General features: G+C 71.8%; 21 protein-coding genes. 10 read left to right on the top strand and 11 right to left on the bottom strand.

What is annotated here, in order from left to right:
- The first annotated feature begins 100 nt into the window (after nucleotides 1-100).
- The gene (locus BMY89_RS12325) at nucleotides 101-1,897 is read left to right on the top strand and encodes an ABC transporter ATP-binding protein (protein ID WP_092379730.1); all 1,797 of its coding nucleotides are present in this window, start codon (nucleotides 101-103) and stop codon (nucleotides 1,895-1,897) included.
- The gene (locus tag BMY89_RS12320; RefSeq protein WP_175510357.1) at nucleotides 1,894-3,717 is read left to right on the top strand and encodes an ABC transporter ATP-binding protein; all 1,824 of its coding nucleotides are present in this window, start codon (nucleotides 1,894-1,896) and stop codon (nucleotides 3,715-3,717) included. Before BMY89_RS12325 ends, BMY89_RS12320 begins: the two co-directional genes overlap by 4 nt.
- Nucleotides 3,718-3,762: 45 nt before the next feature.
- Here the strand turns inward: BMY89_RS12320 and BMY89_RS12315 are convergent, their stop codons facing one another.
- On the bottom strand, nucleotides 3,763-5,229 hold the full coding sequence (locus BMY89_RS12315) for an aldehyde dehydrogenase family protein (RefSeq protein WP_092379728.1): 1,467 nt from the start codon (nucleotides 5,227-5,229) through the stop codon (nucleotides 3,763-3,765).
- Between the two features lie 150 nt (nucleotides 5,230-5,379).
- Here BMY89_RS12315 and BMY89_RS12310 point away from each other — a divergent pair, with 150 nt between their 5' ends.
- Entirely contained in the window at nucleotides 5,380-5,745 is a 366-nt protein-coding gene (locus tag BMY89_RS12310) for a VOC family protein (RefSeq protein ID WP_092379726.1), read from the top strand.
- Nucleotides 5,746-5,860: 115 nt separating this feature from the next.
- Here the strand turns inward: BMY89_RS12310 and BMY89_RS12305 are convergent, their stop codons facing one another.
- Both BMY89_RS12305 and BMY89_RS12300 read right to left on the bottom strand, forming a co-directional pair.
- Nucleotides 5,861-6,670 (bottom strand): SDR family oxidoreductase, encoded by an 810-nt coding sequence (locus BMY89_RS12305; RefSeq protein WP_092379724.1) that lies wholly within the window; start codon nucleotides 6,668-6,670, stop codon nucleotides 5,861-5,863.
- Nucleotides 6,671-6,726: 56 nt separating this feature from the next.
- Nucleotides 6,727-7,911 (bottom strand): acyl-CoA dehydrogenase family protein, encoded by a 1,185-nt coding sequence (locus tag BMY89_RS12300; RefSeq protein ID WP_092379722.1) that lies wholly within the window; start codon nucleotides 7,909-7,911, stop codon nucleotides 6,727-6,729.
- A 74-nt stretch (nucleotides 7,912-7,985) separates the two neighbouring features.
- Between BMY89_RS12300 and BMY89_RS12295 the strand changes: the two genes are divergently transcribed.
- On the top strand, nucleotides 7,986-9,074 hold the full coding sequence (locus BMY89_RS12295) for a class I SAM-dependent methyltransferase (protein ID WP_092379721.1): 1,089 nt from the start codon (nucleotides 7,986-7,988) through the stop codon (nucleotides 9,072-9,074).
- A 148-nt stretch (nucleotides 9,075-9,222) separates the two neighbouring features.
- Here the strand turns inward: BMY89_RS12295 and BMY89_RS12290 are convergent, their stop codons facing one another.
- The 4 genes from BMY89_RS12290 to BMY89_RS12275 all read right to left on the bottom strand — a co-directional run bounded on the left by BMY89_RS12290 (nucleotide 9,223) and on the right by BMY89_RS12275 (nucleotide 12,841).
- The gene (locus tag BMY89_RS12290; protein ID WP_092379720.1) at nucleotides 9,223-9,522 is read right to left on the bottom strand and encodes an acyl carrier protein; all 300 of its coding nucleotides are present in this window, start codon (nucleotides 9,520-9,522) and stop codon (nucleotides 9,223-9,225) included.
- Between the two features lie 28 nt (nucleotides 9,523-9,550).
- Complete coding sequence (locus BMY89_RS12285; protein ID WP_232521260.1) at nucleotides 9,551-10,222, bottom strand: NADPH-dependent FMN reductase; 672 nt, start codon at nucleotides 10,220-10,222, stop codon at nucleotides 9,551-9,553.
- Nucleotides 10,219-11,331: an LLM class flavin-dependent oxidoreductase gene (locus BMY89_RS12280; RefSeq protein WP_092379717.1), complete on the bottom strand. Its 1,113-nt coding sequence runs from the start codon at nucleotides 11,329-11,331 to the stop codon at nucleotides 10,219-10,221. Before BMY89_RS12280 ends, BMY89_RS12285 begins: the two co-directional genes overlap by 4 nt.
- Nucleotides 11,332-11,497: 166 nt before the next feature.
- Nucleotides 11,498-12,841 (bottom strand): condensation domain-containing protein, encoded by a 1,344-nt coding sequence (locus tag BMY89_RS12275; protein ID WP_092379715.1) that lies wholly within the window; start codon nucleotides 12,839-12,841, stop codon nucleotides 11,498-11,500.
- 59 nt (nucleotides 12,842-12,900) lie between these two features.
- Between BMY89_RS12275 and BMY89_RS12270 the strand changes: the two genes are divergently transcribed.
- Together BMY89_RS12270 and BMY89_RS12265 are read left to right on the top strand one after the other, a co-directional pair.
- A complete protein-coding gene (locus BMY89_RS12270; RefSeq protein ID WP_092379713.1) occupies nucleotides 12,901-13,866 on the top strand; it encodes a ferritin-like domain-containing protein in 966 nt (321 codons plus the stop codon).
- A gap of 1 nt (nucleotide 13,867) precedes the next feature.
- Entirely contained in the window at nucleotides 13,868-14,887 is a 1,020-nt protein-coding gene (locus BMY89_RS12265; protein ID WP_092379712.1) for a methyltransferase, read from the top strand.
- An 81-nt stretch (nucleotides 14,888-14,968) separates the two neighbouring features.
- On the opposite strand, the gene BMY89_RS12260 is transcribed toward BMY89_RS12265, so the two are convergent.
- Entirely contained in the window at nucleotides 14,969-16,165 is a 1,197-nt protein-coding gene (locus BMY89_RS12260; protein WP_092379710.1) for a cytochrome P450, read from the bottom strand.
- Nucleotides 16,166-16,661: 496 nt separating this feature from the next.
- On the opposite strand from BMY89_RS12260, the gene BMY89_RS12255 reads away from it, so the two are divergent.
- Nucleotides 16,662-17,075 (top strand): hypothetical protein, encoded by a 414-nt coding sequence (locus tag BMY89_RS12255; protein WP_232521258.1) that lies wholly within the window; start codon nucleotides 16,662-16,664, stop codon nucleotides 17,073-17,075.
- Between the two features lie 319 nt (nucleotides 17,076-17,394).
- Here BMY89_RS12255 and BMY89_RS12250 read toward each other — a convergent pair whose 3' ends face one another.
- Complete coding sequence (locus tag BMY89_RS12250; protein ID WP_092379706.1) at nucleotides 17,395-18,654, bottom strand: condensation domain-containing protein; 1,260 nt, start codon at nucleotides 18,652-18,654, stop codon at nucleotides 17,395-17,397.
- 158 nt (nucleotides 18,655-18,812) lie between these two features.
- Here BMY89_RS12250 and BMY89_RS12245 point away from each other — a divergent pair, with 158 nt between their 5' ends.
- The 3 genes from BMY89_RS12245 to BMY89_RS12235 all read left to right on the top strand — a co-directional run bounded on the left by BMY89_RS12245 (nucleotide 18,813) and on the right by BMY89_RS12235 (nucleotide 21,044).
- Entirely contained in the window at nucleotides 18,813-20,021 is a 1,209-nt protein-coding gene (locus tag BMY89_RS12245) for a cytochrome P450 (protein WP_092379704.1), read from the top strand.
- Between the two features lie 81 nt (nucleotides 20,022-20,102).
- A complete protein-coding gene (locus BMY89_RS12240) occupies nucleotides 20,103-20,513 on the top strand; it encodes a VOC family protein (RefSeq protein WP_092379702.1) in 411 nt (136 codons plus the stop codon).
- Between the two features lie 108 nt (nucleotides 20,514-20,621).
- A complete protein-coding gene (locus BMY89_RS12235; RefSeq protein WP_092379700.1) occupies nucleotides 20,622-21,044 on the top strand; it encodes a VOC family protein in 423 nt (140 codons plus the stop codon).
- A gap of 120 nt (nucleotides 21,045-21,164) precedes the next feature.
- On the opposite strand, the gene BMY89_RS12230 is transcribed toward BMY89_RS12235, so the two are convergent.
- Together BMY89_RS12230 and BMY89_RS12225 are read right to left on the bottom strand one after the other, a co-directional pair.
- On the bottom strand, nucleotides 21,165-22,865 hold the full coding sequence (locus BMY89_RS12230) for an MFS transporter (protein WP_092379699.1): 1,701 nt from the start codon (nucleotides 22,863-22,865) through the stop codon (nucleotides 21,165-21,167).
- Nucleotides 22,866-22,992: 127 nt separating this feature from the next.
- Nucleotides 22,993-23,769: a 4'-phosphopantetheinyl transferase family protein gene (locus BMY89_RS12225; protein ID WP_092379697.1), complete on the bottom strand. Its 777-nt coding sequence runs from the start codon at nucleotides 23,767-23,769 to the stop codon at nucleotides 22,993-22,995.
- Between the last annotated feature and the right edge of the window lie 121 nt (nucleotides 23,770-23,890).

Here is a 23,890-nt window from a genome sequence, read left to right as displayed (position 1 = left end):
CTAGGTGGAGCCTGTCCCCAGCCTTCGACAACGACTACCATTACACCTCCGTGGCGGGTCCAGAGGGGGCCAACCGACCGCCGACGAAACGAGGTGGGCGATGGCCGCCGAGACCGATCCGGCCGCCGGGCACGGTGGTCGGGAACTGCTCCGCTCACTGGTCCGTTCGCAACGACGGCGACTCTGCGCCGCCGTGCTGCTCGCCGTCGCGGCGGTGGCGTGCCAGCTGGTGCCGTATCTGATGGCCTACCTGGTCGCCGTCGAGCTGGTCACCCAGGCGTCCCCCGACGGCGGCGTCCTGATCCGGTACGCCGTCATCGCGCTGGTCGCCATCGCGGCCGGCACCGCGCTGATGGGCGGTGCCCTGGCCATCAGCCATGTCTGCGCGTACTGGCTGCTCCATCGGCTGCGTCAGCGCATCGCCGAACGGCTCGCGGTGCTGCCGCTCGGCGAGGTGACCCGTCGCGGCAGTGGCCGGATCGGCAAGCTCGCGATGGAGGACGTCGAACGGATCGAGGTCTTCATCGCGCACATGCTGCCGGACGCGGTCGCCGCGCTGACCGTGGTTGCCGCCACCACGGTCTGGCTGTTCGTCGTCGACTGGCGACTGGCCCTGGCGGCCGTGGCGGTCGTGCCGCTGGCGATGCTCGCCATGCGGCACGCCACCCGCGGGTCGGGCGCCTGGGTGGCGCAGTGGCACGGCGCGGGCATGGCGATGAACCAGACGGTCACCGAGTTCCTGCAGGGCATCAAGGCCGTCAAGGTGTTCAACCGGCAGACCGACACGGTCGCCCGGGCAACCGACGCGGTACGCCGCTACGTCGACGCGGAGACGCGCTGGGGGACGGCCTTCCTGCCCGGCGGCGCGGCGTACTTCACGGTGATGGCCGCGAACGTCGTGGTCGTCGTGCCGGTGGGCCTCTGGCTCTACCGCGACGGCGCCGTCGACCTGCCCACCCTGCTGCTGTTCCTGCTGCTGGCTCTCGGATACACCGCGCCGCTGACCAAACTCACCGGCTACGGCTCGCAGCTGCGCCAGGTGCGGTTCGGCACCGACGAGATCGCCGCCCTACTGGACACCCCCGCGCTGCCGGACACCGGCCGCCGGGTGCCGCTGGGCCCGGCCTCGGTCGAGCTGACCGATGTCGAGTTCGGCTACCACCCCGACCGGCGGGTCCTCGACGGGGTGCGGATCCACGCCGAGGCAGGCAGGGTCACCGCCATCGTCGGCCCGAGCGGTTCGGGCAAGACCACCGTCGCGCGCCTGGTGTCCCGGTTCTTCGACGTCTCCGCCGGCCAGGTGCGGGTGGGTGGCGTCGACGTCCGGGACATGGCGGTCGACCAGCTGATGGACACCGTCGCGGTGGTGTTCCAGGATCCGTTCCTCTTCCACGACACCATCCGGGCGAACCTCACCCTGGGCCGGCCCGACCTGGACGACGAAGCCGTGCACCAGGCCGCCCGCGCCGCCCGCTGCCACGACTTCATTCTCGCCCTGCCGCAGGGGTACGACACAGTGGTCGGCGAACGGGGCGCGACCCTCTCCGGCGGCGAACGCCAGCGCATCTCCATCGCCCGGGCGTTGCTCAAGGACGCGCCCGTGGTGGTGCTCGACGAGGCCACCGCCTCCACCGACCCGGAGAACGAGGTCTGGATCCAGGAGGCGGTGGCGAATCTCGCCGCCGGGCGCACCCTGCTGGTCATCGCCCACCGGCTCACCACCGTTCGCGACGCCGACCGGATCGTGGTGATGACCGACGGCCGGGTGGCCGAGAGTGGCCGCCACGACGAGCTGCTGCGCGCCGACGGCACGTACGCCCGGCTCTGGGCCGACGCGACCACCAGCGCCCGCTGGAGCCTCGGCGTCAGCGGCGAGCGGAGCGGAGCCCACACATGACGACCCTGACCTCGGCGCCGGCCGCCGACCCGACCACCCCGCCGACCGGGACGGTGGCCGGGCGTACCCTCGCCCTCATCGGGCGACTGTGGTCGCTGTCCGACCCCCGGCTGCGCCGCCAGCAGCTGTGGGGCATCGCCGCCCGGATGGCGGCGGCGGTCTGCACCGCGGTGCCGATCTGGCTGCTCGTCGTGGTCCTGCAACGGCTGCGCGAGGCCAACCTCGGCGGCCCGCCGATCAGTCAGGGCGAGGTGCTGTGGTGGAGCCTCGGCGTGGTGGCCGCGGTGCTCGGCCAGTTCGGCTTCGACCTGCTCGCCCAGCGGCAGAGCTGGGTGGCCTCCTTCGAGCTTCTCGGGGAGCTGCGCCTGCGCGCCCTGGAACACCTGCGCCGGCTGCCGTTGGGCTACCACACCAAGCGACAGAGCGGCGACCTCACCGCACTCGTCACGCACCACCTCAGCGAGCTGGAGCCGGTGGTCTTCGGCGCGATCCCCACCATCATCGGGGCGGCCCTGCTGCCCCTCGTCATCGCGGTCGGTCTGCTGCTGGAGGACTGGCGGATGGGGCTGGCCGCGCTGGCCACGATCCCCCTGGCGATGCTGGTCTACGCGTGGTCACAGCGCACCTTCGCCCGACTCGCCGCGGAGCGGGCGCAGGCCAGCGGCCAGGCCGCGGCCCGCTTCCAGGAGTACGTCTCGGGCATCGCCGTGGCCCGCGCGCACGGTGCCACCGGTGACCGGGCCGGACGGCTCGCCCATGCCCTGCTACGGCACCGGCAGGCCAGCACCGGGCTGGTGAGCCGCCTGGTGGTGCCGCTGGTGCTCTTCCTCACCGTGATCGAGCTGGGGCTGCCCGTGGTACTCCTGGTCGGGGCCTTCCTGCTGATCGGCGGGGATCTGGCGCCGGCCACCTTCCTGGTCTTCGCGGTGCTGTCGCTGCGCATCCACGGCCCGCTGCGGGCGATGGGCGAGCAGACCGAGAGCCTGCGGATCGGTGAGGCGGCCGTCGACCGGCTCGGTGCCCTGCTCGCCGAGCCGGTGCCGGCGGAGGTCCGCACCGGCGTGGCCCCGCAGGGCCACGACGTCGCGTTCGAGGGCGTCTCCTACACCTATCCCGGGGCGACCCGACCCGCGCTGCGCGACGTCAGCTTCGAGGCCCCGGCGGGTACGGTCACCGCCCTGGTCGGCAGCAGCGGCGCCGGCAAGACCACCTGCCTGCACCTGCTGGCCCAGTTCTTCACCCCCGACTCCGGCACCATCCGGGTCGGCGGGGTCGACATCCGGGAACTGGACAGCGACACCCTCTTCGACGCGGTGACCGTGGTCTTCCAGGACAGCTACCTGTTCAGCGAGTCGGTCTGGGACAACATCAGGTTCGGCCGGCCCGACGCCAGCGACGAGCAGGTGCGGCGGGCCGCGGCGCAGGCCCGGGTGGACGAGATCGTGGCCCGACTGCCGCAGGGCGGGGACACCCCGGTGGGGGAGGGCGGCGCCACCCTCTCCGGTGGTGAACGGCAGCGGTTGTCGCTGGCCCGGGCCATCCTCAAGGACGCCCCGATCGTGCTGCTCGACGAGCCGACAGCGGCGATGGACGCCACCAACGAGCGGCATGTGCAGCAGGCGCTGTCCGGCCTGATCCGGGAGCGCACGGTGCTGGTCGTGGCGCACCGGCTGGGTACGGTCCGGCACGCCGACCGCATCGTGGTGCTGGACGACGGCATGGTGGTGGAGGTGGGACGGCACGACGAGCTGCTGGCTCGGCAGGGCCGCTACGCGCGGATGTGGGCCGAGCAGGAGGCAGCCCGCTCCTGGCGGCTGTAGGGCGCGGCGTCCGCCCGGTTCGTGCTGCGGACGGACGCCGGTTGGTCAGGTGGCGATCCAGACGTTCTTCGGCCGGAGGAACTCCCGTACCCCGGCCTCGCCGCCGATCCGGCCCCAGCCGCTCTGCCGGACGCCACCGAAGGGCGCCGACGGCAGCACGCCGGGCACCCCGTTGACCCAGACGCTGCCCGCCGCGACCGCCCGGCTCACCCGGTGCGCCGTGCGCAGGTCGGTGGTGTGCAGGTACGCGCCGAGGCCGTAGCGGGTGCCGTTGGCCAGTCGGATCGCCTCCTCCTCGGTGTCGAACGCGGTGACCGCCAGCACCGGCCCGAAGATCTCCTCCTGCGCGAGTTCGCTGGCCGGGTCGACCTCGGCGAAGACCGTCGGTGCGATGAAGTAGCCGTCGCCGAGGTCGCCGCCGAGCCGTACGCCGCCGGTCACCAACCGGCCGTCTCCCTGGTCGCGGGCGCGTTCGACCACGGCGAGGATGCGGTGGCAGGCGCTCTCGCTGACCACCGGGCCCATCAACGTGCGCTCGTCGGCGGGGTCACCGAGCGGCACCCGGGCCAGCCGTGCGGCAAGGGTGCGCAGCACCTCGTCGTAGACCGACGAGTGCGCCAGCACCCGGGTGCCGTTGGCGCAGCCCTGACCGCTCAGCGCCACCACGCCGGTCATCGCCAACCGCGCCGCCATCCGCACGTCCGCGTCGCCGAAGATGATGTGCGCGGACTTGCCGCCCAGCTCCAGACCGACCGGGAGCAGCCGTTCCGCGGCGTCGGCGAGGATCTTCCGGGCGGTCACCCCGCCGCCGGTGAAGTGCACCTTGTCGACGCCCGGGTGCCGGACGAGCGCCGCACCGCCGGCCGCCCCGCCCGGTACCACGTTGACCACACCGGGCGGGAAACCCGCCTCCAGGGCCAGCTCGCCGAGGCGCAGCGCGGTGAACGGCGCCAGCTCCGAGGGCTTGAGCACGACCGTGTTGCCGGCGGCGAGCGCCGGGGCGAGCATCTGCGCGACGGAGACCAGCGGTCCGTTCCACGGAATGATCACCGCGACCACGCCGTACGGTTCGTCGAGGGTGTAGTCGACGGCCCGGACCGGCCAGGTCGGGACGACCGCACCGCCGATCTTGTCGGCCCATCCGGCGTTGTAGCGCAGATGGTCGACCGCCACCGTGGGCATCACCGAGGCGAACTGCCGTGGGCAGCCGTTCTCCAGCGTCTGCAGCCCGCTCAGCTCGGTGGCGTGGCGCTCGACCAGTTCCGCCAGGTGCAGCAGCAGGTCACGGCGTACGTTGCCGGCGGTGGCGCGCCACCCGACGAGCGCCGTGCCGGCGGCGCGGACCGCCGCGTCCATCTCTGCCTCGCCGCCCAACGGCACGGCCGCGGTGGCCCGCCCGTCGCCCGGGTAGACGTGGTGGTGGACTCCGCCGGTGGTGGACGCCGTGCGGGTGGCGCCGATGAGGACACCGGTATCCGGGATGAGTTCGGTCGGGGCGGCGGTGACGGGCACGTGGCGACCTCTTCCGGCTCGGCACGCCACCTGATGGCGTGCGATCAGCGGAGTATGTTGGGTCGAATCCTAGTGTAGTTTGTTGCGTTAGGCAGCCCTGCCCGAAGGGGTGGTGGCGGATCGCCGGATCGATGACAGAGGAGGTCGGTCGTGGCAGGACATCTGTCGTACTTCGAGTTCGGGACACCCGACGTGGCGGTGGCCAGCCGTTTCTACGCCGAGTTGTTCGGCTGGAAGGTGCAGGCGCAGGAGCACGGCGGGTCGATCGACCCCGGGGAGGCGGCGCCCGGGACGCCGGCGGTACCCGGCGGGCTGCACCGTGACCCTGGCCCGCCGCAGCACTACCTCTACTTCGCCGTCGACGACATCGAGGTGGCGATGAAGCGGGTGGTGGAGCTCGGTGGCGAGGTGGAGCCGATGCGTCCGCCGACCGAGCAGTGGGGCACGTTCGTCGAGTGCCGGGACAACCAGGGCCTCGCCTTCGGTCTGCACGTGCCGCCGAGGCCGAAGGACTGAACGTACGACCGGTGCCGCGCACCCACGAGGTGCGCGGCACCGGTGTTGTCGCGGGCGGCGTCTCCGGTCGAGCCAGGGAATCCGCCGCAGCCGCCGGTCCGGGCGTCGCCGGGGCCTACTGTGCGTCGGTGAGAAAACGGCCCGGCACGAAGCCGGTCCGGGCGGTGGCGAGGCCACCGTCGACGGCCAGCACCGACCCGGTCACGTACGAGCCGGCACGGCTGCACAGGTAGATCGCGGTGCCGACGATGTCGTCCGGCCGGCCGATCCGCTGCAACGGCGTCACCGCGGCGATCTCCTCGCCCATCGCGTCGAGCACGCCGGCCATCATCCGGGACGGGAAGCTGCCCGGCGCGATCACGTTCGCGGTCACCGTCGGTGCGAAGTCGTGCGCGAGCATCCGGGTGATGTGGTGGATGGCCGCCTTCGCCGCGGCGGCGGAGTAGGTCGGCATCTCCGGCACCCGCAGGGCGTCGGCGCTGCCGATGTTGACGATCCGGGCCGGGTCCTCGGCGGTGCCGGCGGCCCGCAGCAGTGGGGCCAGCTCCCGCACCAGGAACAGCGGGGCCTTGAGGCCGAGGTCGAGGACGCTGTCCCAGGCGCTGGCCGGGAACTGCTCGACCGGCGCCGTCCAGGCGGTGCCGGCGTTGTTGACCAGGATGTGCAGCCCTGACTCACGATCGGCGATCTCCCGGGCCAACCGGACGCATTCCTGCTCGTCGGAGAGGTCCGCCGGGATGGCCACGCACTCGCCGCCGCCGGCCGACAGCTCCTGGGCCACGTCCTCGCAGTCGGACTTGGTCCGGGCGGTGAGGTAGACCCGAGCGCCCGCCTCGACGAACCCCTGGGCGATCATCCGCCCGATCCCCTGGGTGCCGCCCGTGACCAGTGCCACCTTGCCCGTCACCGAAAACAGCTCACTCATGACAACCTCCACAAACGATATGCTTCGCTACCGTACGACGCCGGACACGACGTCGCCTACCCCGAGCCCGCCTCCTCGCCCACGGCGAGCGCGCCGAGAGTGGCGTACGAGTCGCGGCCGGCCACGAAGTGCTGAGTGGCCGTACGCATGTCGCGTAGCCGCCGTTGCAGCGGCGAGGTCTCGTACACGGCGGTGCCACCGGCCAGGGTGTGCGCGACGTCCACGACCTGCGCGCACAGGCTGGTCACCTGCGCCGCCGCCGCGCGTAGCCGGGCCCGGCGCAGCGGCGTCGAGGCGTCGGTGGCCGCCTGCGCCTCGGCGGCCTCGGCGTAGAGCAGGGCACGCGCCGCGCGGTGCATCGTCTGCGCCTCGCCGAGCCGGTCCTGGAAGACCGTCGAGGCGGCGAGCCGGCGTGCGCTCAGCGCCGGTCGTTTACCGTCGGTGGCCAGCCGGACCAGGTCGGTCAGCGCCCCGTCGGCCAACCCCACCGCGACCGCGCCGATGATCAGGCTGGACTGGGCGATGCGGTGCACGGCGGCCTCGTCCCGCGCGGCGACCGCACGGTGCTCCGGTACCCGCGCGTCCTCGACCACCACGTCGTGGCTGGCGGTGCCGCGCAGTCCCAGCACCCGCCAGGTGTCCACGATCCGAACGTCGGCCGCCGGCACGAACAGGATGCGGGTCGCCGGCACCCCGTCCGTACCGACCGGAATGCTGCGGCCGGAGACCAGCACGCAGTTCAGGTAGAACCAGGCCGCCCGGGGGCAGCCGGTGACGAACGGCCACTGACCGGTGACCCGCCAGCCGCCGTCGCCGGTGCGGGCCCGGCCCTTGGGGGCCACCGCCCCGGCGACGAGAGTGTCCGCGCCGTCGGCGAAGACGTCGTCCAGCGCCGCGGTCGGTCCGCAGCGGACGATCAGGTGGGAGAGCGCCACCTGGCCGACCGTCCACGAGGTCGCGGCGTCAGCGCGGGCGAGTTCGTCCAGCACGGCGAGCACGTCGGGCAGGTCGAGCTGGTCGCCACCGTGGCTGGCCGGGGCGAACATCCGGAAGCAGCCGGCGTCGCGGAGGTCGTCGACCAGGTCGTCGGGGAGACCGCGCCGCTGTTCGATCTCCTCGGCCCGCTTCGCCACGCGGGACGCAAGCTCGCGTACCCGGGCCAGCGTTGGGTTCACGTCCGCTCCTCCTGTGTCTGGTGTGTCGTGTGCGGACGCTATCTCCCACCGTAGGGTGCTGTCCATGGCGGGCGCGCCGCGTTAGCGTGGAGGGTGGAAAAAACAACACACTCATGCCCTGCGTCGCCTGGAGGACACCGATGACGACTCCCACCGACACCCGGGCCCGGGTCTTCGCGGTCCGGATGTGGACCTCGCTGCTGGCCACCCAGGAGCTGCTGTCGACGTACCTCGGTGTCCGCCTCGGCCTCTACGACGACCTCGCGGCCAAGGGGCCGGGCACGGTGGAGGAGATCGCCCAGCGCACCGGCGTCGACCCGCGCTACGCCCGGGAGTGGCTGGAGCAGCAGGCGGTGGCCGGCATCCTCACCGTCGACGATGCGGCCCGGTCGGCCGAGACACGGGTGTTCGCGCTGCCCGCCGCGCATGCCGAGGTGTTGACGGTCTCGGACAGCCCGGTGTCGATGGCGGCGCTGGCCGTGCTGCCGCTGGGCGGCGTGGCGGCGGCGCTGCCGGCGCTGCTGGAGGCCTACCGCAGCGGGGACGGGGTGTCCGACGCGGTCTACGGCGTCGACTGGCGGGAGGGGCATGCGGGCGCCAACCGCTCCATGTTCACCCACCAGTTGGCCGGCTGGCTGCGTCGGCACGCCCCGGACGTACACGCCCGACTGAGCGGTGCGCCGGCGCGGGTGGCGGATGTCGCGTGCGGCGCGGGCTGGGCGGGCATCGGTCTGGCCCGGGCGTTTCCCGGTATCGCCGTCGACGGGTACGACATCGACGCCGACGTGATCGACGACGCCCGGGGACACGCCGCGGACGCCGGCCTGACCGACCGGGTGTCCTTCTTCGCCCGGGACGCCGCGGACCCGGAGTTGGCCGGCGGCTACGACCTGGTCTGCCTCTTCGACGCCCTGCACGAGATTTCCCGGCCGGTGGAGGTGCTGCGGGCCTGCCGGCGGCTGTGCGCCGACGGCGGCAGCGTGCTGGTGCTGGACGCGCGGGTGGCGGAGCGGTTCACCGCACCCGCCGACGAGATCGAGCGGTTTCAGTATGCGACCAGCGTGCTGCACTGCCTGCCAGCCTGCCTCAGCCAGCAGCCGTCCGCCGGCACCGGCACGGTGCTGCGCCCACAGACGGTACGGGAACTGGCGGTCGAGGCGGGCTTCGCCGCCGTCACCCAACTGCCGATCGACGACCGGTTCCACCGGCTCTACCGGCTGATCGGCTGACCGCCACGGCGGCGGGCGGCGGCGGCCTCCGGGACCGCAGCCGCCCGGCGGGGCCGCAGCCGCCCGGCGGGGCCGCAGCCGCCCGGCGGGGCCGCAGCCGCCCGGCGGGGCCGCAGCCGCCCGACCCGACCCGGCGACGCTCGGAAGGTCAGGCCCCGGCGTCGCGCTCGGCGATGCGGCGCAGCACGTGCGTCTGCACCGCGCCGAGGGTGGTGATCGACCTGGCGGTCTTCTCGTCGATGGGTTCGAGGTCGAACTCGTCCTCCAGCGCGAAGGCGAGTTCCATCAGGGCCAGCGAGTGGAAGCCGAGGTCCTGGACCAGGGCCGTCTCCGCGTCGCGCAGGCCGTCGGGGTTGGGCGCCAGGTCGAGCACGATGGCCTGGACCTGGGCGCGAATCTGCTCGTCGAACTGCTTCTGCCCCACGACCGTCGGGGTCTGCTCACTCATGTCGCTTCTTCCTTCCGGATCGCCCGGCTCACCGGAGCTGTGCGGGTTGATGGACGGGTACGGATTCCGCGGGGCGGGGCGGGCCCACCGACGGGGTCTGGTAACTGCGCAGCACGGCGGCGAGCACCGGCACCGCGGCCGTGGTCCAGCCGGCGACCGCGGTGTCGAGGTCGCCGAACTCCTCCTCCAACACCGCGAGCCCGCGTACCGGGACCACCGCGCCCAGCTCCACCAGCAGCGGCCGCAGCCGGGCGTCGGAGACGAAGCGGTGCTGGGCCCAGCCGGCGGTCATCACCGGCACCGCGACGGTGCCCGGAGACAGCCCTTCGCGGGGGAGCATGTCGAGGAAGAGCTTCAGCAGGCCGGTGTAGGAGCCCTTGAAGGTCGGGCTCACCACCACCAGCAGGCCGGGGCCACGGACCCGGGCGAGCACCCGTTCCAGTGGTGCGTGCGCGGCGGTGCCGGCGATCAGCCGGGCGGGCAGGTCCGGCCCGAGTTCGGCCAGGTCGACCAGGTGCGGGTCGCCGAGATGAACGTCGAGGCCGGCGAGGCCGGTGCGCAGCGCGTCGGCCAGGTGCCGGGCGACGGTGAGGGTACGCGAGCCGCGGCGGGGGTTGCCGACCAGCACGGTGGCCGGCACCGGCCGGAGCTCCGCCGCAGGACCCATCCGCTCAGGAGTGTGTTGCCACAGGTCGGTCACCGGTCTCCTTCCGGGTCGGCCAGCAGCCCACGGCGCCGCAGAATCGGCAGGACACCCTCACCGAAGGTGTACGCCTCCTCCAGGTGTGGCTGGCCGGAGAGGATCAGGTGGTCCAGCCCGAGGGCGTGGTACTCCTCGATCCGTTCGGCCACCTCGACATGGCTGCCGACCAGGGCGACGCCGGCACCGGGCCGGACCAGCCCGTAGCCGGCCCAGACGTTCGGATGCACCTCCAGGTCGTCGGTCCGGCCCTGGTGCAGGGCGGCCATCCGGCGCTGCCCCTCGGACTCGGTCCGGCGGAACCGCTGCTGGGCGGCGGCGATGGTGTCGGGGTGCATGCCGGCCACCAGCCGGCGCGCGACATCCCAGGCCTCCTCGGCGGTGTCCCGGCTGATCACGTGGAAGCGGGAGCCGTAGGACAGTTCGCGGCCCTGCGCGTCGGCCCGGTCGCGGACCTTCTTCACCAGCGCCGCCAGCGGTTCGGGTGGCTCACCCCAGGCGAGATAGACGTCGGCGTGGCGGGCGGCGACCTGGTGCGCGGCGGCCGACGAACCGCCGAGGAAGATCGGCGGGGTTACCGGGTGGCCCCGGGTCAGCCGACCGGCCCGGATCCGGTAGTGGGCCCCTTCGAAGTCGTACGGCTGGCCCGACCAGGCGCGGGCGAAGACGTCGAGGAACTCCTCGGCGCGGGCGTAGCGCTGGTCGTGGTCGAGCCAGTCGCCGTAGCGCAGCTGCTCGTCGCGGTCGCCGCCGGTGACCACGTTGAGCAGCAGTCGTCCGCCGGAGAGTCGTTGCAGGGTGGCGGCCATCTGCGCGGCCACCGCCGGGGACACCGAACCGGGACGTGTCGCGACCATGAACCGCAGCCGGCTCGTCCGGCCGGCGAGGGCGGCCGACACCAGCCAGGGGTCCTCACAGAACAGCCCGGTCGGCACCAGGGCGCCGGTGAAGCCGAGCCGGTCGGCGGCGGCGGCGACCTGGCCGAGGTAGTCGATGTCCGGCGCGCGCCGGATGTTCTCCGTCGGGTCGACGGGCGCGCCCTGCGGGGTCTTCGCCACCTCACGGCCGTCACCGTGGGACGGGAGGAACCAGTGCAGGTGAAGTGGCATGTGGACCTTCCTGTCACAGCATCGATCGTGTGAGCGGTGCGGGTGGAGGCACCGTCCGCTCCCTGCGCGTTACCAGGTAGGGCTGGTCGAAGCCTCCCAGCAGCCGGATGCGGTGTCAAGAGTGTGTGACGCCAGTGTCGTATTGTCTGGCGTTTGTTGGCGTCGATCAGCCGGGTCGCCCGGTACGCAGCGGAGCGCTCGGCTCCGCCGCCAGCCGGGCCGCCAGCTCGGCATAGCCGGACACGAACTCGCTCGCCTGGGCACCGGGGTACGCGGCTGTGCGGTGGTAGAAGACCGCGCGCAGGTCCGCCGGGCCGACCGGGGCGACGGCCAGCTCGAACCGGAACCTGCTGCCCAGCCCGGGCGGCACCAGCAGTTCGAAGCCGACGCCGGCCGCCACCGTCCGGTGGCGCACCTCGGCCATCACGTTGAACAGCACGTCGTCGGCGCGCCGTCCGCCGGTCTGCACCACGTCCAGCGGAAGCATCTGGTACGGCAGGTCCTGGTAGGTGAAGGCCCCGATCGCGGCGGCGTGGGCCTGTCCGATCAGTTCGGCGAAGGTGGTGGCCTGCCCGACCCGGGCTCGCAGCAGCACCATGTTGGCCAGCAGGCCGACGGTCTCGCGCAGCTCGGGGCGGGACCGGTTGGCGAACATCGAGGCCACCGCGAGGTCGTCCTGGCCGGTGATCCGGTGCAGGTGTTGGTAGAACACGGCCAGCAGCACGGAGAAGAGGGTGGTGTGTTGCGTGCGGGCCAGGGCACGCAGCCGGGCGACCGTCTCGCGGTCGAGGTCGATCGCCACGTCCGAGGTCGCCGGAGCGTCCTCGGAGCTGGTCCGACCTGCGGATGCGCTCTGGTCGGTGCCGGCGGGATCGCCGGTGGGGGAGCCCAGTGCGGGGAGCTGGCTGCCGGCCAGTTGCCGGCGCCAGTACTCCCGGTGCCGGCGCAGCCCGTCGGAGTCGAGCAGCTCCTGCTGCCAGCGGACGAACGACGCGTACTGCCATCCGGTGGGAGGCGGTTGCGCCAACGCCCCGGTGGCCCGGGCGTAGAGGGTGCCGAGGTCGCGGAAGAGGATTCCGGTCGACCAGGCGTCGGTGACCAGGTGGTGCAGGTTCAGGCAGAGGATGTGTTCGCGTGGCGCCAGCCGCCACAGGGTGGTCCGGGATGGCCATTCGGTCGGGTCGATCGCGGTGCGTAACTCGGCGCGGACCGCCTGGTCGGCGGCGGCGGCCGGGTTCGGCTGGTCGGACAGGTCCACCCGGCGGGTGCCGGCGGGTGCCGGCGGATGCACCACCTGGGCGAGCCGGGCACCCCGACCGGTGAAGGTGGTACGCAGTGACTCGTGCCGGGCGGTGAGCGCGGCCAGCGCGGCGTCCAGGGCGTCGGCGTCCACCTCGCCGGTCAGCCGGCACAGCACCGGGCAGCTCAGCGCGCCGAAGTCGGTGCGGTAGTGCTTGATCATCCAGAGCAGACGCTGGGCGACGGAGGCTGGCGTGTGTTGTATGTCCATGGCGGGACGATAGCGCCTATCCATTGGCATCGGTCGTCTCACTGGGTACGTTGTGTTGTATGAGCTTTGTCGTGCCGGCTCGTGTCGACACCACACTTACCTGGGACTACGAAGCCTCCGATCCCCGGCTGGTGGCGCTCTACGAACGCGCCAAGGCCGCGCAGTGGCGGGTCTCGGACGTGGACTGGTCGATGCACGTGCCGTTCGGCGCGCCGCTGCCCGACGACTCCGCCTTCGCCATGGCGGCGTTCGCCGACTCGCCGCTGGCCCCGCGCGGTCGCCGCGCCTGGGACACGTTCCGGTGGGAGTTCCAGTCGTGGATGGTCAGCCAGTTCCTGCACGGCGAGCAGGCGGCCATGGTCGTCGCGGCCCGGCTGGTCGAGACGGTGCCGGACCTGGACAGCAAGTTCTTCGCGGCCACCCAGGCCGTCGACGAGGCCCGGCACGTCGAGGTCTTCTCCCGGTACCTGCGGGAGAAGATCCCCGAACCGTACGAGGTGTCCCCGCCGTTGCGGGAACTGCTCACCGACATCCTGTCCGACTCGCGGTGGGACCTCACCGCGCTCGGCATGCAGATCATGGTCGAGGCGATCGCGATGGCCTCGTTCCGGCTGTCCAACAGCAGCTTCCACGATCCACTGATCAAGGAACTGACCCACCTGGTGGCCCGCGACGAGGCCCGGCACGTGACGTTCGGGGTGCTCTCCCTCACCGGGCTCTACGACCAGCTCACCACGGCCGAGCGGGCGGAACGGGAGGAGCTGGTCCTGGACGCCGCGGCGCTGATCCGTCAGCGCTTCCTGCTCGACGACATCTGGCAGCGTCTGGAGGTGGACCGCGCCGACGGGGTGGCCTTCGCCACCAACCACGATCTCATGATCAAGTATCGGCAGGCGGTCTTCTCCCGGGTGGCGGTCGCGCTCGGCCAGATCGGCCTGATGACCGACCAGGTCCGCACCGGCTTGGACAAACTGGGTCTGCTGCAGTTCGCCGGCGAGCGGCTGCGCCGACAGAAGGGGCGTTGACATGGCAGCCACCCGGCAGCACCTCGACCTGCCCGCCGTGATCCGGCTCGGTGAGCTGGGCGACCAGATCACTCCGTTCGCCCTGCGGGCCGCCTGCGACCTGCGCATCGCCGACCTGCTCGTCGGCGGCCCGCGTACCGTGGCGGAGCTGGCCGGCACGGCCGGCGCGCACCCCGGCGCGCTGCTGCGCCTGCTGCGGGCACTGGCCGCCCGGGGCATCTTCACCGAGGTCGCCGACGCCACGTTCGCCCTCACCGCGCTGGCCGAACCGCTGCGCGGCGACCATCCGATGTCCCTGCGTGACAGCTTCACCCTGCTCGACTCCGACGTGCGTGCCTGGGGCGCGATCGGGCACACCCTGCGCACCGGCGATCCGGCCTTCGCGTACGTGCACGGCCAGGACTACTGGGCCTACCTCGCCGACCATCCGCAGGAGAGCACCCGGGTCGACGACTGGATGCGCAGCGTCAACCGGCTGCACCTGCGCACGGTGCTCGGGGCGTACCCGTGGCGCCGGTTCGGCACCCTGGTCGACGTCGGTGGCGGCACCGGTGGGTTTCTGGCCGGCCTGCTCACCCGCTTCCCCGCGGTCCGCGGCGTGCTGTTCGACCTGCCGCACGTGGTGTCGGGCGCGCCGGAGGTGCTGGCCGAGGCAGGCGTGTCCGAGCGTTGTGAGGTGGTGCCGGGTGACGCCTTCGCCGAGGTGCCCGCCGGCGGCGACGGCTACCTGCTCAAGACGGTGCTGCCGGGTTTCGACGACGACGACGCCGCCCGCATCCTCGGTAACGTCCGCAGCGCCATGCGGCCCGATTCACGCCTGGTGCTGCTGGAGGCCGTGCTGCCGCCCGGCGACGCGTTCGACATGGCGAAGCTGTTCGACGTGCACGCGATGGTGCTCACCGGCGGCGCACACCGCAGCGCCGACGAGACCGCCCGGCTGCTGGAGCGGGTCGGTCTGCGGCTGACCCAGGTGGTCGGCACGCCCACCCTGACCGTGTTGGAGGCCCTGCCGGCCGGCTGAGCCGGGTCGGGTCCGCCGGCACCGCGCCCGCTGCGGTCCGCCGGCACCGCGCCCGCTGTGGGCCGCCGGCACGGCGGCCGGTCAGCCGATCCGGACCGGGACCGAGGCGTACGCCCGGAAGGGGGTGTCGCGTTCGCGCACGGTCGGTCCGGCTGCCTCGAAAACGGCGAGGCGGGCCAACCGGTCGAAGACGACGGCCCCCTCCATCCGGGCCAGGAACGCACCAAGGCAAAGGTGGGCACCGCCGCCGAAGGCGAGGTGCGGGTTGTCCGTACGGCCCACGTCCAGCCGGTCGGGCCGGGAGAAGCGGCGCTCGTCGTGGTTGGCCGAACCGACCATCAGCACCAGCACCCGACCTCGTCGTACGGTACGCCCGCCGATCTCGATGGGTTCGTGGACGTAGCGGGCGGTGCCCTGGATCGGGGCGTCCCAGCGCAGGAACTCGTCGACGGCGGTGCCGACCAGCGAACGATCGGCCCGCAGCCGGGCGAGCTGGTCGGGATGGCCCAGCAGGGCGGCGGCGCCGGTGGTGATCATGTGTACGGTCGTCTCGAAGCCGGCAAAGAACGAGAAGACGGTGTTGTCGACGATCTCGTCGTGGCTCAGGGTGTCACCCGACTCCTCGGCGTCGAGCAACCGGGAGAGCAGGTCGTCACCGCGACGTGCCCGGCGCTGGTCGAGCAGTTCGCCGATGTGCTCGCGCAGCCAGCGCACGGCCACGTCGGCCTCGGCGCGGGCGTGCTCGCCGACCACTGCGGTGAAGGCCCGGCCGAGGTTCATCGCGTGCCGGCGCACCTCCTCGGTGGACTCCGGGGGGATGCCCATCAGCCGGCAGACCACCCGGACCGGCAGCGGGTAGGCCAACTCACCGACCAGGTCCATCCGGCCGTTCTCCACGGCCGGCACGAGCAGCTCGTCGACGAGTTCCTCGACGTACGAGCGTAGCTGGCGGACGACCGCGGGGCTGAACGCCCGGCTCATCAGCCGCCGCAGTCGGACGTGGTCCGGCGGGTCCCGGTAGAGCATGATCCGTTGGAAGAACGCGCTCGCCGGTCCGTCGCCCACCGACACCTCGTGGTATCCGGCGGGAAACTCGCTGCCCAGCCGAGGATCGTGCTGCAGAGCCGCGACGTCGGCGTGACGCGTGACGCCCCAGCTGCCGGGTCCGATCCGGCACAGTGGCCCGGCGTCGCGCAGGCGGGCGTACTCGGGGTAGGGGTTGTCGACGACGTTCGGGTCCAAAGCGTCGAACCGCGGTGCCAGGGACGGTGCACTCATGCTTCTAGTGTCTGTTGGGTTCGCCATGCGGGCAAGGGCCGGCCGGTACATGCAACACACTTGGTGGGACGACCGGAAGTCCGATCCGGACAGGGTCAAGGTTTCCGATGACTTTTGTCGGATCTTCGGCAACCGGCGCGGATGTGGTCACGCGTTGTTACTCCCCAGTGTCAGATCCGCGTCGGTCGGCGCCGGCCGTGTCGGAGCGCGCTCCACCTGCCCCGGGCCTGGGGTGTTGCGCGCCCCGGCCGGGCAGTGGCTGACCACCGCACAGTCGCGGGCGGGCGGCCCGGACCGCCGGGGGCAAGCCGAAGATCCTCCTGTCTCGGCACAGATAGTCACATGCATTGTCGCTTATCAGAATCATCGGCGGAGATAGAACGCGGATGTCACAGTATTGAAGCCGATCGGTCATTCCCATGCCGCGCGGATGCGTTCTAGGGTGTGACACCAGCAGGAGGGGGGAATTGTGTTGCCGATGGTCAAAGCCCGGAGGGTGAGCCGAACCGCTGTTGCGATTTCCGTCAGCGGCAGCGTCGACCGGAGTACTGCCGGTTATGTCACCCGGGTCGCCGAGTACATGCTGGACCATGTCGACTCGCGGCCGGAGCGCGTCGAGTTGGATCTGACCGAGGTGACCGGTGTCGACGAGGTGGGCTTCACCTCTCTGGTCGACGTGGCCGCCGGTGCCAGCGCGGCCGGCGCCGCAGTGGTCGTGCGGTGCGGCGCGGAGCGTGCCATGCTGGAGCGGCACCGCTGCGGCCGCGGTGTGGCCTCGGAGCAGATCGGGCGGATGCTGCGCCTGCATCTCAAGTTCGTGGTGCGCCGACGCCGGTCCCGCCCGGCGGTGGCGGAGGCGCGGGTGGTGCGCTGGTGCCCGGGCCCGCTGGCGGGACGCAACCGCGGTTGACCGCCCACGCAGTGTTCGTGGCCGCGGGGGGCGGTCGGGTCGGGAACAATCATCCTTTCATCCTGGATCGTGTGGCGCTTGTGCGTCGCCTTGAGCCGATGGTCGTCGGATCGCGGGTGGCGGTTGAAAAGGGTTCAATGGGTATGGTCGAATCGGTCCGGTTCAGAACACTTAACCGGATTGTCGCCGCCTGTTCGGGCCGCTGCAATTTGCGTTTCGGCTGGAACTCAAGTAGCGAGCCCAGAGAAACCTCTGCATATGCCTATCCTGTGCGGCGTCGATTATTGCGGACTCAATCAAATGGCGGAGTGCGGCCGGGTCAGGTCACCGGCGCGGCGCGCAGCTCGGCGATCGGAACGTCGGCGTCGGCGACCGCCCGCCGGATCAGGGTGACGTAGTCGCGGACGAACGCGTCGGCCCAGGCCGGATCGAACTCGGCCCGGGAGCACAACAGCAGCGCGGACAGCACGTCGCCCTGCGGCACGACGACGAACTCCAGCGCGAAACGCCGCCGCTCCAACTGGGCCTCCATGTCGTCCAGCTCCTCTCCGGCCATGTCGGCCCGGGTCATCAGGCTGCCGAGCAACTGGAACAGCACGTCGTCGGTGCGGCCGGTGCCGCCGGTCACGGTGTCCGGCGGCAGCAGCTGATGGGGGAGGTCCTGATGGCGCATCGCGTCCATCACGGTGGTCCGGGTCTGCCCGATCAGCTCGGCCAGTGTGGTGTCCGGGGTGAAGCGTTCCCGGAGCAGCACCATGCTGGCGAAGAAGCCCACGGTGTCGCGCACCTGCGGCTGCCCGCGGTTGGCGAAGAGCGAGGCCACCGTGAGGTCGCCAGCGGCGGTCTCGGCGTGCAGCAGCGCGTAGAACACCGCCAGGGTGACCGGGAACAACGTGGTGCGGTGCCGGCGGGCGAGCTGTCGCAGCGCCGCGGTGGTCTGCGCGTCCACGTAGTGCTCGACGGAGATCCAGGGCGGCTCGCCGTCGGGCACCGGACGCCGGCCGCGGGCGGGCAGCTCCACCAGCCGCGCGCCGGCGAGCTTGCCCGTCCAGTACCCGGTGAGTCGTTCCCGGTTCGCCCCGGAGAGCTGTTCCGCCTGCCACCGGGCCCACTGCGCGTACTGCCACTGTGGTGCGGGCAGGTCGACGGGTTCACCGATCTCACCGCCGTACAGGGCGCGCAGGTCTCTGGCCAGCAGCGCGTTGGAGTAGTCGTCGGAGCAGTAGTGGTGCAGGGTGAGCACGACCAGGTGGTGCTCCGCGCCGAGCCGGAGCACCCGTGTCCGCAGTGGCCACACCGAGGCGTCGATGCTGGTGGACACCTCCGCGGCGACGATCCGGCGGGCGGCGGCGGCCGGCTCGGCCTCGCCGGACACGTCGGTCAGCGGTACCGGCACCGGCTGCGGCTCGTGGATCAGCTGGCGCAGCCGCCGGCCGCGCGGGTAGGTGGTCCGAAGCGGCTCGTGCCGGGCGGACAGGGCGGCCACCGCCCGGGTCATCGCCTGGTGGTCGTACGGGCCCCGAAGGTGCCACAGCACCTGTTCGTTGAGGGCGCTGTCGCCTCCCCGGTAGTGGTCCATGAGAGCCAGCAGACGTTGACCGACGGAAGCGGGTTCCTCGCGCACAGTGGTGAGCCTAGAACACGATGCGACGAGTGTCGACAGTGTCGGCAGGGCGACCGGGCGATGACGTATGTCGGGTCTTGCCGGCCCGGTAGTCCTGCCGGATAGTGCTCTGTATGCGAGCCGACACCGCGCGTCCCCACCTGTCCGCGGCGTTCCTGGCGACCCAGGACGACCCGTACCCGGCCTACGCGCAGCTGCGCGCCCGGGGCCCGTTGTCCCGGGCGGAGCTGGGCCAGTGGCTGGTGACCGGGCACTCCGTGGTCTCCACCCTGCTGCGCGACAACCGGCTGGAGAGCCGGATGCCGGCGGAGTACACCCGGCTCACCCTCGGCGACGGCCCGGGTGCCGAGTTCCTGGACCGGATCGTGTTGACCCGTACCCCGCCGGACCACACCCGACTGCGGCGGTTCATCGGCCGGGCACTGGGCACCCCGGTGGTGCGCCGGCTGACCGGACACATCGGCGCCGCGGCCGACACGCTGCTCGACCCCGCCCTGCAACGCGGCCGGCTCGACGTGGTGACCGACCTGGCGGTGCCGCTGCCGGTCGGCGTGGTGTGCGATCTGATCGGCATTCCGATCCCGGACCGGCCGGAGGTGCTGACCCGGGTCGTCTCGCTGGCCAAGGTCTTCGACGCGGCCAATCTCACCCCCGGCGACCTGCACGACATCAACGCCGCGCTGCCCTGGCTGCACGACTACCTCGCCGAGCTGCTGTCGCGTCGCCGGGAGCAGCCGGGCGGCCCGACGCTGGCCGGGATGTACTGGGAGGAGTCGGCCACCGACCGGCTGGCCATTGCGGACTTCGCGGACAACATGCTCTTCCTGTTCCACGCCGGGTTCGAGACGACCATGGGCCTGGTCTCCAACGGGGTCGCCGCGCTGCTCGCCCATCCGGAACAGCTGCGCCGGCTGCGGGCCGACCCGGCCCTGGTCCCGTCGGCGGTGGAGGAGTTCCTGCGGTACGACGCCCCGATCCAGAACGTCATCCGGGTCGCCCGTGAGCCCGTCGAGGTGGCCGGTGTGAAGATTCGGGCCGGGCGGACCGTGCTGCTGCTGCTCGGCGCGGCCAACCGGGACGCCGCGGTCTTCGATGACGCCGAGCGTCTCGACGTCGGGCGGGATCCCAACCCACATCTCGGGTTCGGCGGGGGCCTGCACCACTGCCTCGGCACCGCCCTGGCGCGGCTGATGTCGGTGGTCGTCTTCGAGCGCCTGGTGGGCGCGGTGGAGATCCTCGGACCCGCGGGGCCGCCGGTCCGGCGCCGGCATGCCAGCCTGCGTTCGTACGACCAGTTGCCACTGCTGGTGCGGGCCCGCTGAGCGGCGGTGTGTCGGCTCTGCCCGGTGCCGGTGACCGGCGGGTAGGGTGTGGTGTCTTCTGTCGACACCTGGAGGATCTTCATGTCCGATGTGGTGGCACCCGTCATTCCCTTCCTGCGTTACCAGGACCCGCGCGCCGCGATCGACTGGCTCTGCTCGGCCTTCGGCTTCGAGGTGCTGGAGACCACGACCGGCGGCGAGGGGCAGGTGGTGCACGCCGAGCTGCGGTGGGGCATCGGCACCTTCCAGCTTGGCCCGGCCGGGTCGTCCACGCTGCCCATGGCCAGTCCGCGTGACCTGCCCCTGACGAGCCAGGGTGTGTACGTGTACGTCGGGGACGCCGTCGACGCGCACCACGACCGCGCGGTCGCGGCGGGCGCGGAGGTGGTCATGCCGTTGACCGACACGGACTACGGCTCGCGGGAGTACGTCGTCCGGGACATCGAGGGACACCTGTGGGGCTTCGGTAGCTACGCCCCGAAGCTCGACTGACCGGTTGCCGACAGAACGTCCGCTCTTTTTCGTCGGTAGGACACAAAGAGCACATAGAGTGATTGTTCGTCCTGACCCGTTCGCAGCATCGACTCTGAGGAGTGACCCATGGCCGATTCCTCGGTCCCGCCCACCGTCGCCCCCTACATCGCCTACCAGAATCCGGCGAAGGCCATCGAATGGCTGGTGAACACTTTCGGCTTCACCACGCTGGGCGTCTTCGACGACGGCGCCGGGAACGTCTACCACGCCGAGCTTCGGATCGGCGAGCACGGGTTGATCATGATCAATCCGGCGAACGACGGCTTGCGCCTCGGCGAGCCGTTGGCGCTCGGTGCCGCCACCGCCGGCACCTTCGTCCGAGTGGAGACCGACACCGAGGTGGACGACATCCACGGCCGGGCCGTGGCCGCCGGCGCCGAGATCCTGTTGGCTCCCGAGAGCAAGCCGCACGACTCGTACGAGTTCACCTGCCGGGACCCGCAGGGCCACGTCTGGACCTTCGCGACCTACCGGACCGCGCTCGGCTGAGCTGCGCCCACCGCGACGACACGCGGCCCCGGTCCCGCCGTCCGGACGGCGGGACCGGGGCCGCTGTGGCTGGTGCGGGGCGGCCCTGGCGGAGGGTCGCCCCGCACCGCGTCCGGCTCGCTACCGTCGGGGTAGCAGGAAGCTGCCCAGCAGGGCCAGGGCGAAGCTGATCACACTGAACCAGAGGGTGCCGACCATCGCCCGCTGGAAGCTGATCTGGCTGGTCTCGAAGGCGCGCTGCTCGATGACCCCGGCGGCGGTGCCGCCACTGCCGGCGGCCAGACTCGTGGCATCACAGCCGGGCGGCGGGAGTGTCGGGTCCGCCGCGTCGAGTTGGGTGGTGACACAGTCGCGGAACCGGTCGCTGATCTGCCCGGCCTGTCCGTCGGAGACGCCCGTGGCGACCAGGTCGGCGCGCAGCCGGGGAGTCACGTCGTCGACCGCCGCCGGCGCCTGGCTGGCGAGCAGGCTGAAGAAGAGCGTGCCGCAGGCGGCGATGCCGAGCGTCACGCCTATCTGGTAGTTCGCGTTGACCACCCCCGAGGCGGAGCCGGCCTGGTGACCTGGCACGTCATGCAGCGAGTAGCCCATCAGCGGCGGGAAGGTCATACCCATGCCGGCGCCGCCGATGAACATCGGGACGAGCAGTTGCCAGATGGTCACCTGGGGCGTGCTGTCGATGACCCACATGAACCAGAACATGCTGGCGATCAGCAGCACCAGCCCGGCCTGTAGGCCCAACCGGCCGAGCTTCGGCGTGATCGCGCGGGCGGAGAGCCACCCGAGCAGCGGCACGGCGATGTCCCACGGCAGCCCGGACAGCCCGGCGCGCAGGATGCTGTATCCGACGCCGATCTGCAGGTAGATGGTGATGATCAGGAAGAACGACATCACCGCGCCCTGGAAGAGGAAGACCACCACCAGGCCCGAGTTGAAGGAGCGGTGCCGGAAGAGCGACATCGGCACCAGTGGCGACTCGGTACGGGACCGCTGGTGCACCACGAACAGCGCGAAGACGGCCAGGCCGCCGGCCATGCTCGCGTACGTCCAGGCCGGCCAGTCCTGCTCGCGGCCCTGCACCAGCGGGTAGACGATCAGCAGCACCGCCGCCGTGATCAGGGTCGCGCCGACCAGGTCGAGCCGTTCCCGGCGGTTCGGCGTCGACTCGGGCAGCAACGCCTTCGCGGCGAAGAAGGCCGCGATGCCGATCGGGACGTTGACCAGGAAGATGGTCCGCCAACCCAGGCCCGCCACGTCGGCGGTGGTCAGCAGCGCGCCGACCAGTGGGCCGCCGACCGTGCCGAAGGCGAGCGCGGCGCTCATCGCGGCGAACGCCCGGCCGCGTTCCTTCGGCGCGTAGAGCAGCTGGATGAGGGTGTAGACCTGAGGCACCATCACCGCGCCCATCGCGCCCTGCAGGAAGCGCAGCACGATCAGCTGCTCGGGTGTCTGGGCGAGGCCGGCGAGCAGCGAGACGGAGGTGAAGCCGGCGACACCGATCAGGAACATCCGGCGTACGCCGACGATGTCGCCGAGTCGGCCGGCGATGATCAGCATCGACGCGAAGGCGAGCGCGTACCCGGCCACCAGCCACTGCATCGTGGAGGCGGTGGCGTTGATGCCGTCGCGGATCGACGGCAGCGCCACGTTCACGATGGTGATGTCGAGCAGGTCCAGCACGAACCCGGTGAGTACGACGACGAGGGCGAGGGTGCGTTTGCGGCCGGTGATCGGGGGGACGAACTCGTCGGGTGGTGCCGCGGCCGGTGCCTGCACCGTGCTGGTGTCGGCACCGGACGACGTGCGGCTGTCGTCAGACATCGGATCCCTTTCCTGAGGGCTCAACGGACATTGCGTGGGTGGGTGGCCGCCTGCGTGGACTCCTCGCCCCGCCGGACGGTGAGCCCCGCGTGCCGGCAACGGAAGGAGATCAGGTGGTTGCGCTAGGTCAGCACCTTATTGGAAATGTGTGTCGCTCAGGAACCGCCGCACCGGTGCGAATCTGATCGAGGAGAGATCCACCGTCGTGGTAGGACACGACAAGCGCCCGGCCGAGAGTGGCCAGCGCGCCGCCGTACCCGGTCGGCGCGGCCAGATCGACCAGGTGTGGCGTTTCGGTCGGTGCTGGTACGGCGTCCCAGCTCAGCAGGGCGGCAGGCTGGTCCGGCCCGGTCACGGTGAGCGCTGCCGGGTCGATGGTCAGCCCGTCTCCGGTCGCCTTGAGCAGCGCCTCCTTCCTGGTCCAGTACCGGACGAAGGCGGCCGTCCGGTCGCGGACCCCGGTGCCGGTGAGCACCGCGCGTTCGGTCGCGGCCAGGGCGCGCAGCGGAAGCCGGGTGCCGCGCAGCGCGAGCCGCTCGATGTCGACACCGACCTCGGTCCCGGTGGCGAACGCCACCACGCACCACTGCCCGGAGTGTGAGACGGAGAACGTCACCGGCGACGGCGGTGAGCGCAGCACCGGCTTGCCGTGCGGCCCGCCGCAGCCCCGGCAGACGGCCTCGAAACGCAGTCCGGACGCCGGGACGCCGAGCATGCCGGCGAGCACCAGGCGGGTCAACGCCCGCGCGGTGAGGTGCGCCGCGCGGCCGCCTCGATCAGTGAACTCCGCGTGCCGGCGACGTTCCCCGTCGGCGAGCAGGGCGAGCAGGTCCCGGTCGTCCGGCGGCGCGGTCCGGGCCCACCACAGCTGACAGGTGCCCTCGGCGGGCAGGCCGGTCGCCATCGTGGATGCCACCCTTTCTGCCGGTCGCCAGCGGGGCGCGGCCGGTGGTCGGGCCGTTGTATGTGGAGCCTATTGCAAGTAGCTTGTTCTTTCTACTGTACGTATCCGAGCCCGCTTGTTA

The sequence above is a fragment of the Micromonospora phaseoli genome (assembly GCF_900109115.1).
Lineage (GTDB): Bacteria > Actinomycetota > Actinomycetes > Mycobacteriales > Micromonosporaceae > Micromonospora > Micromonospora phaseoli.
The sequence above is the reverse complement of the archived record's forward strand: the minus strand, read 5'-3'. Positions and strand labels throughout refer to the sequence as shown.

Coding starts and splice junctions, on each gene's coding strand:
- BMY89_RS12325 (WP_092379730.1), top strand. CDS start 101: ATGGCCGCCGAGACCGATCCGGCCGCCGGGCACGGTGGTCGGGAACTG.
- BMY89_RS12320 (WP_175510357.1), top strand. CDS start 1,894: ATGACGACCCTGACCTCGGCGCCGGCCGCCGACCCGACCACCCCGCCG.
- BMY89_RS12305 (WP_092379724.1), bottom strand. CDS start 6,670: ATGAGTGAGCTGTTTTCGGTGACGGGCAAGGTGGCACTGGTCACGGGC.
- BMY89_RS12300 (WP_092379722.1), bottom strand. CDS start 7,911: ATGGACAGCACCCTACGGTGGGAGATAGCGTCCGCACACGACACACCA.
- BMY89_RS12295 (WP_092379721.1), top strand. CDS start 7,986: ATGACGACTCCCACCGACACCCGGGCCCGGGTCTTCGCGGTCCGGATG.
- BMY89_RS12290 (WP_092379720.1), bottom strand. CDS start 9,522: ATGAGTGAGCAGACCCCGACGGTCGTGGGGCAGAAGCAGTTCGACGAG.
- BMY89_RS12280 (WP_092379717.1), bottom strand. CDS start 11,331: ATGCCACTTCACCTGCACTGGTTCCTCCCGTCCCACGGTGACGGCCGT.
- BMY89_RS12275 (WP_092379715.1), bottom strand. CDS start 12,841: ATGGACATACAACACACGCCAGCCTCCGTCGCCCAGCGTCTGCTCTGG.
- BMY89_RS12270 (WP_092379713.1), top strand. CDS start 12,901: ATGAGCTTTGTCGTGCCGGCTCGTGTCGACACCACACTTACCTGGGAC.
- BMY89_RS12265 (WP_092379712.1), top strand. CDS start 13,868: ATGGCAGCCACCCGGCAGCACCTCGACCTGCCCGCCGTGATCCGGCTC.
- BMY89_RS12260 (WP_092379710.1), bottom strand. CDS start 16,165: ATGAGTGCACCGTCCCTGGCACCGCGGTTCGACGCTTTGGACCCGAAC.
- BMY89_RS12250 (WP_092379706.1), bottom strand. CDS start 18,654: ATGGACCACTACCGGGGAGGCGACAGCGCCCTCAACGAACAGGTGCTG.
- BMY89_RS12245 (WP_092379704.1), top strand. CDS start 18,813: ATGCGAGCCGACACCGCGCGTCCCCACCTGTCCGCGGCGTTCCTGGCG.
- BMY89_RS12240 (WP_092379702.1), top strand. CDS start 20,103: ATGTCCGATGTGGTGGCACCCGTCATTCCCTTCCTGCGTTACCAGGAC.
- BMY89_RS12235 (WP_092379700.1), top strand. CDS start 20,622: ATGGCCGATTCCTCGGTCCCGCCCACCGTCGCCCCCTACATCGCCTAC.
- BMY89_RS12230 (WP_092379699.1), bottom strand. CDS start 22,865: ATGTCTGACGACAGCCGCACGTCGTCCGGTGCCGACACCAGCACGGTG.
- BMY89_RS12225 (WP_092379697.1), bottom strand. CDS start 23,769: ATGGCGACCGGCCTGCCCGCCGAGGGCACCTGTCAGCTGTGGTGGGCC.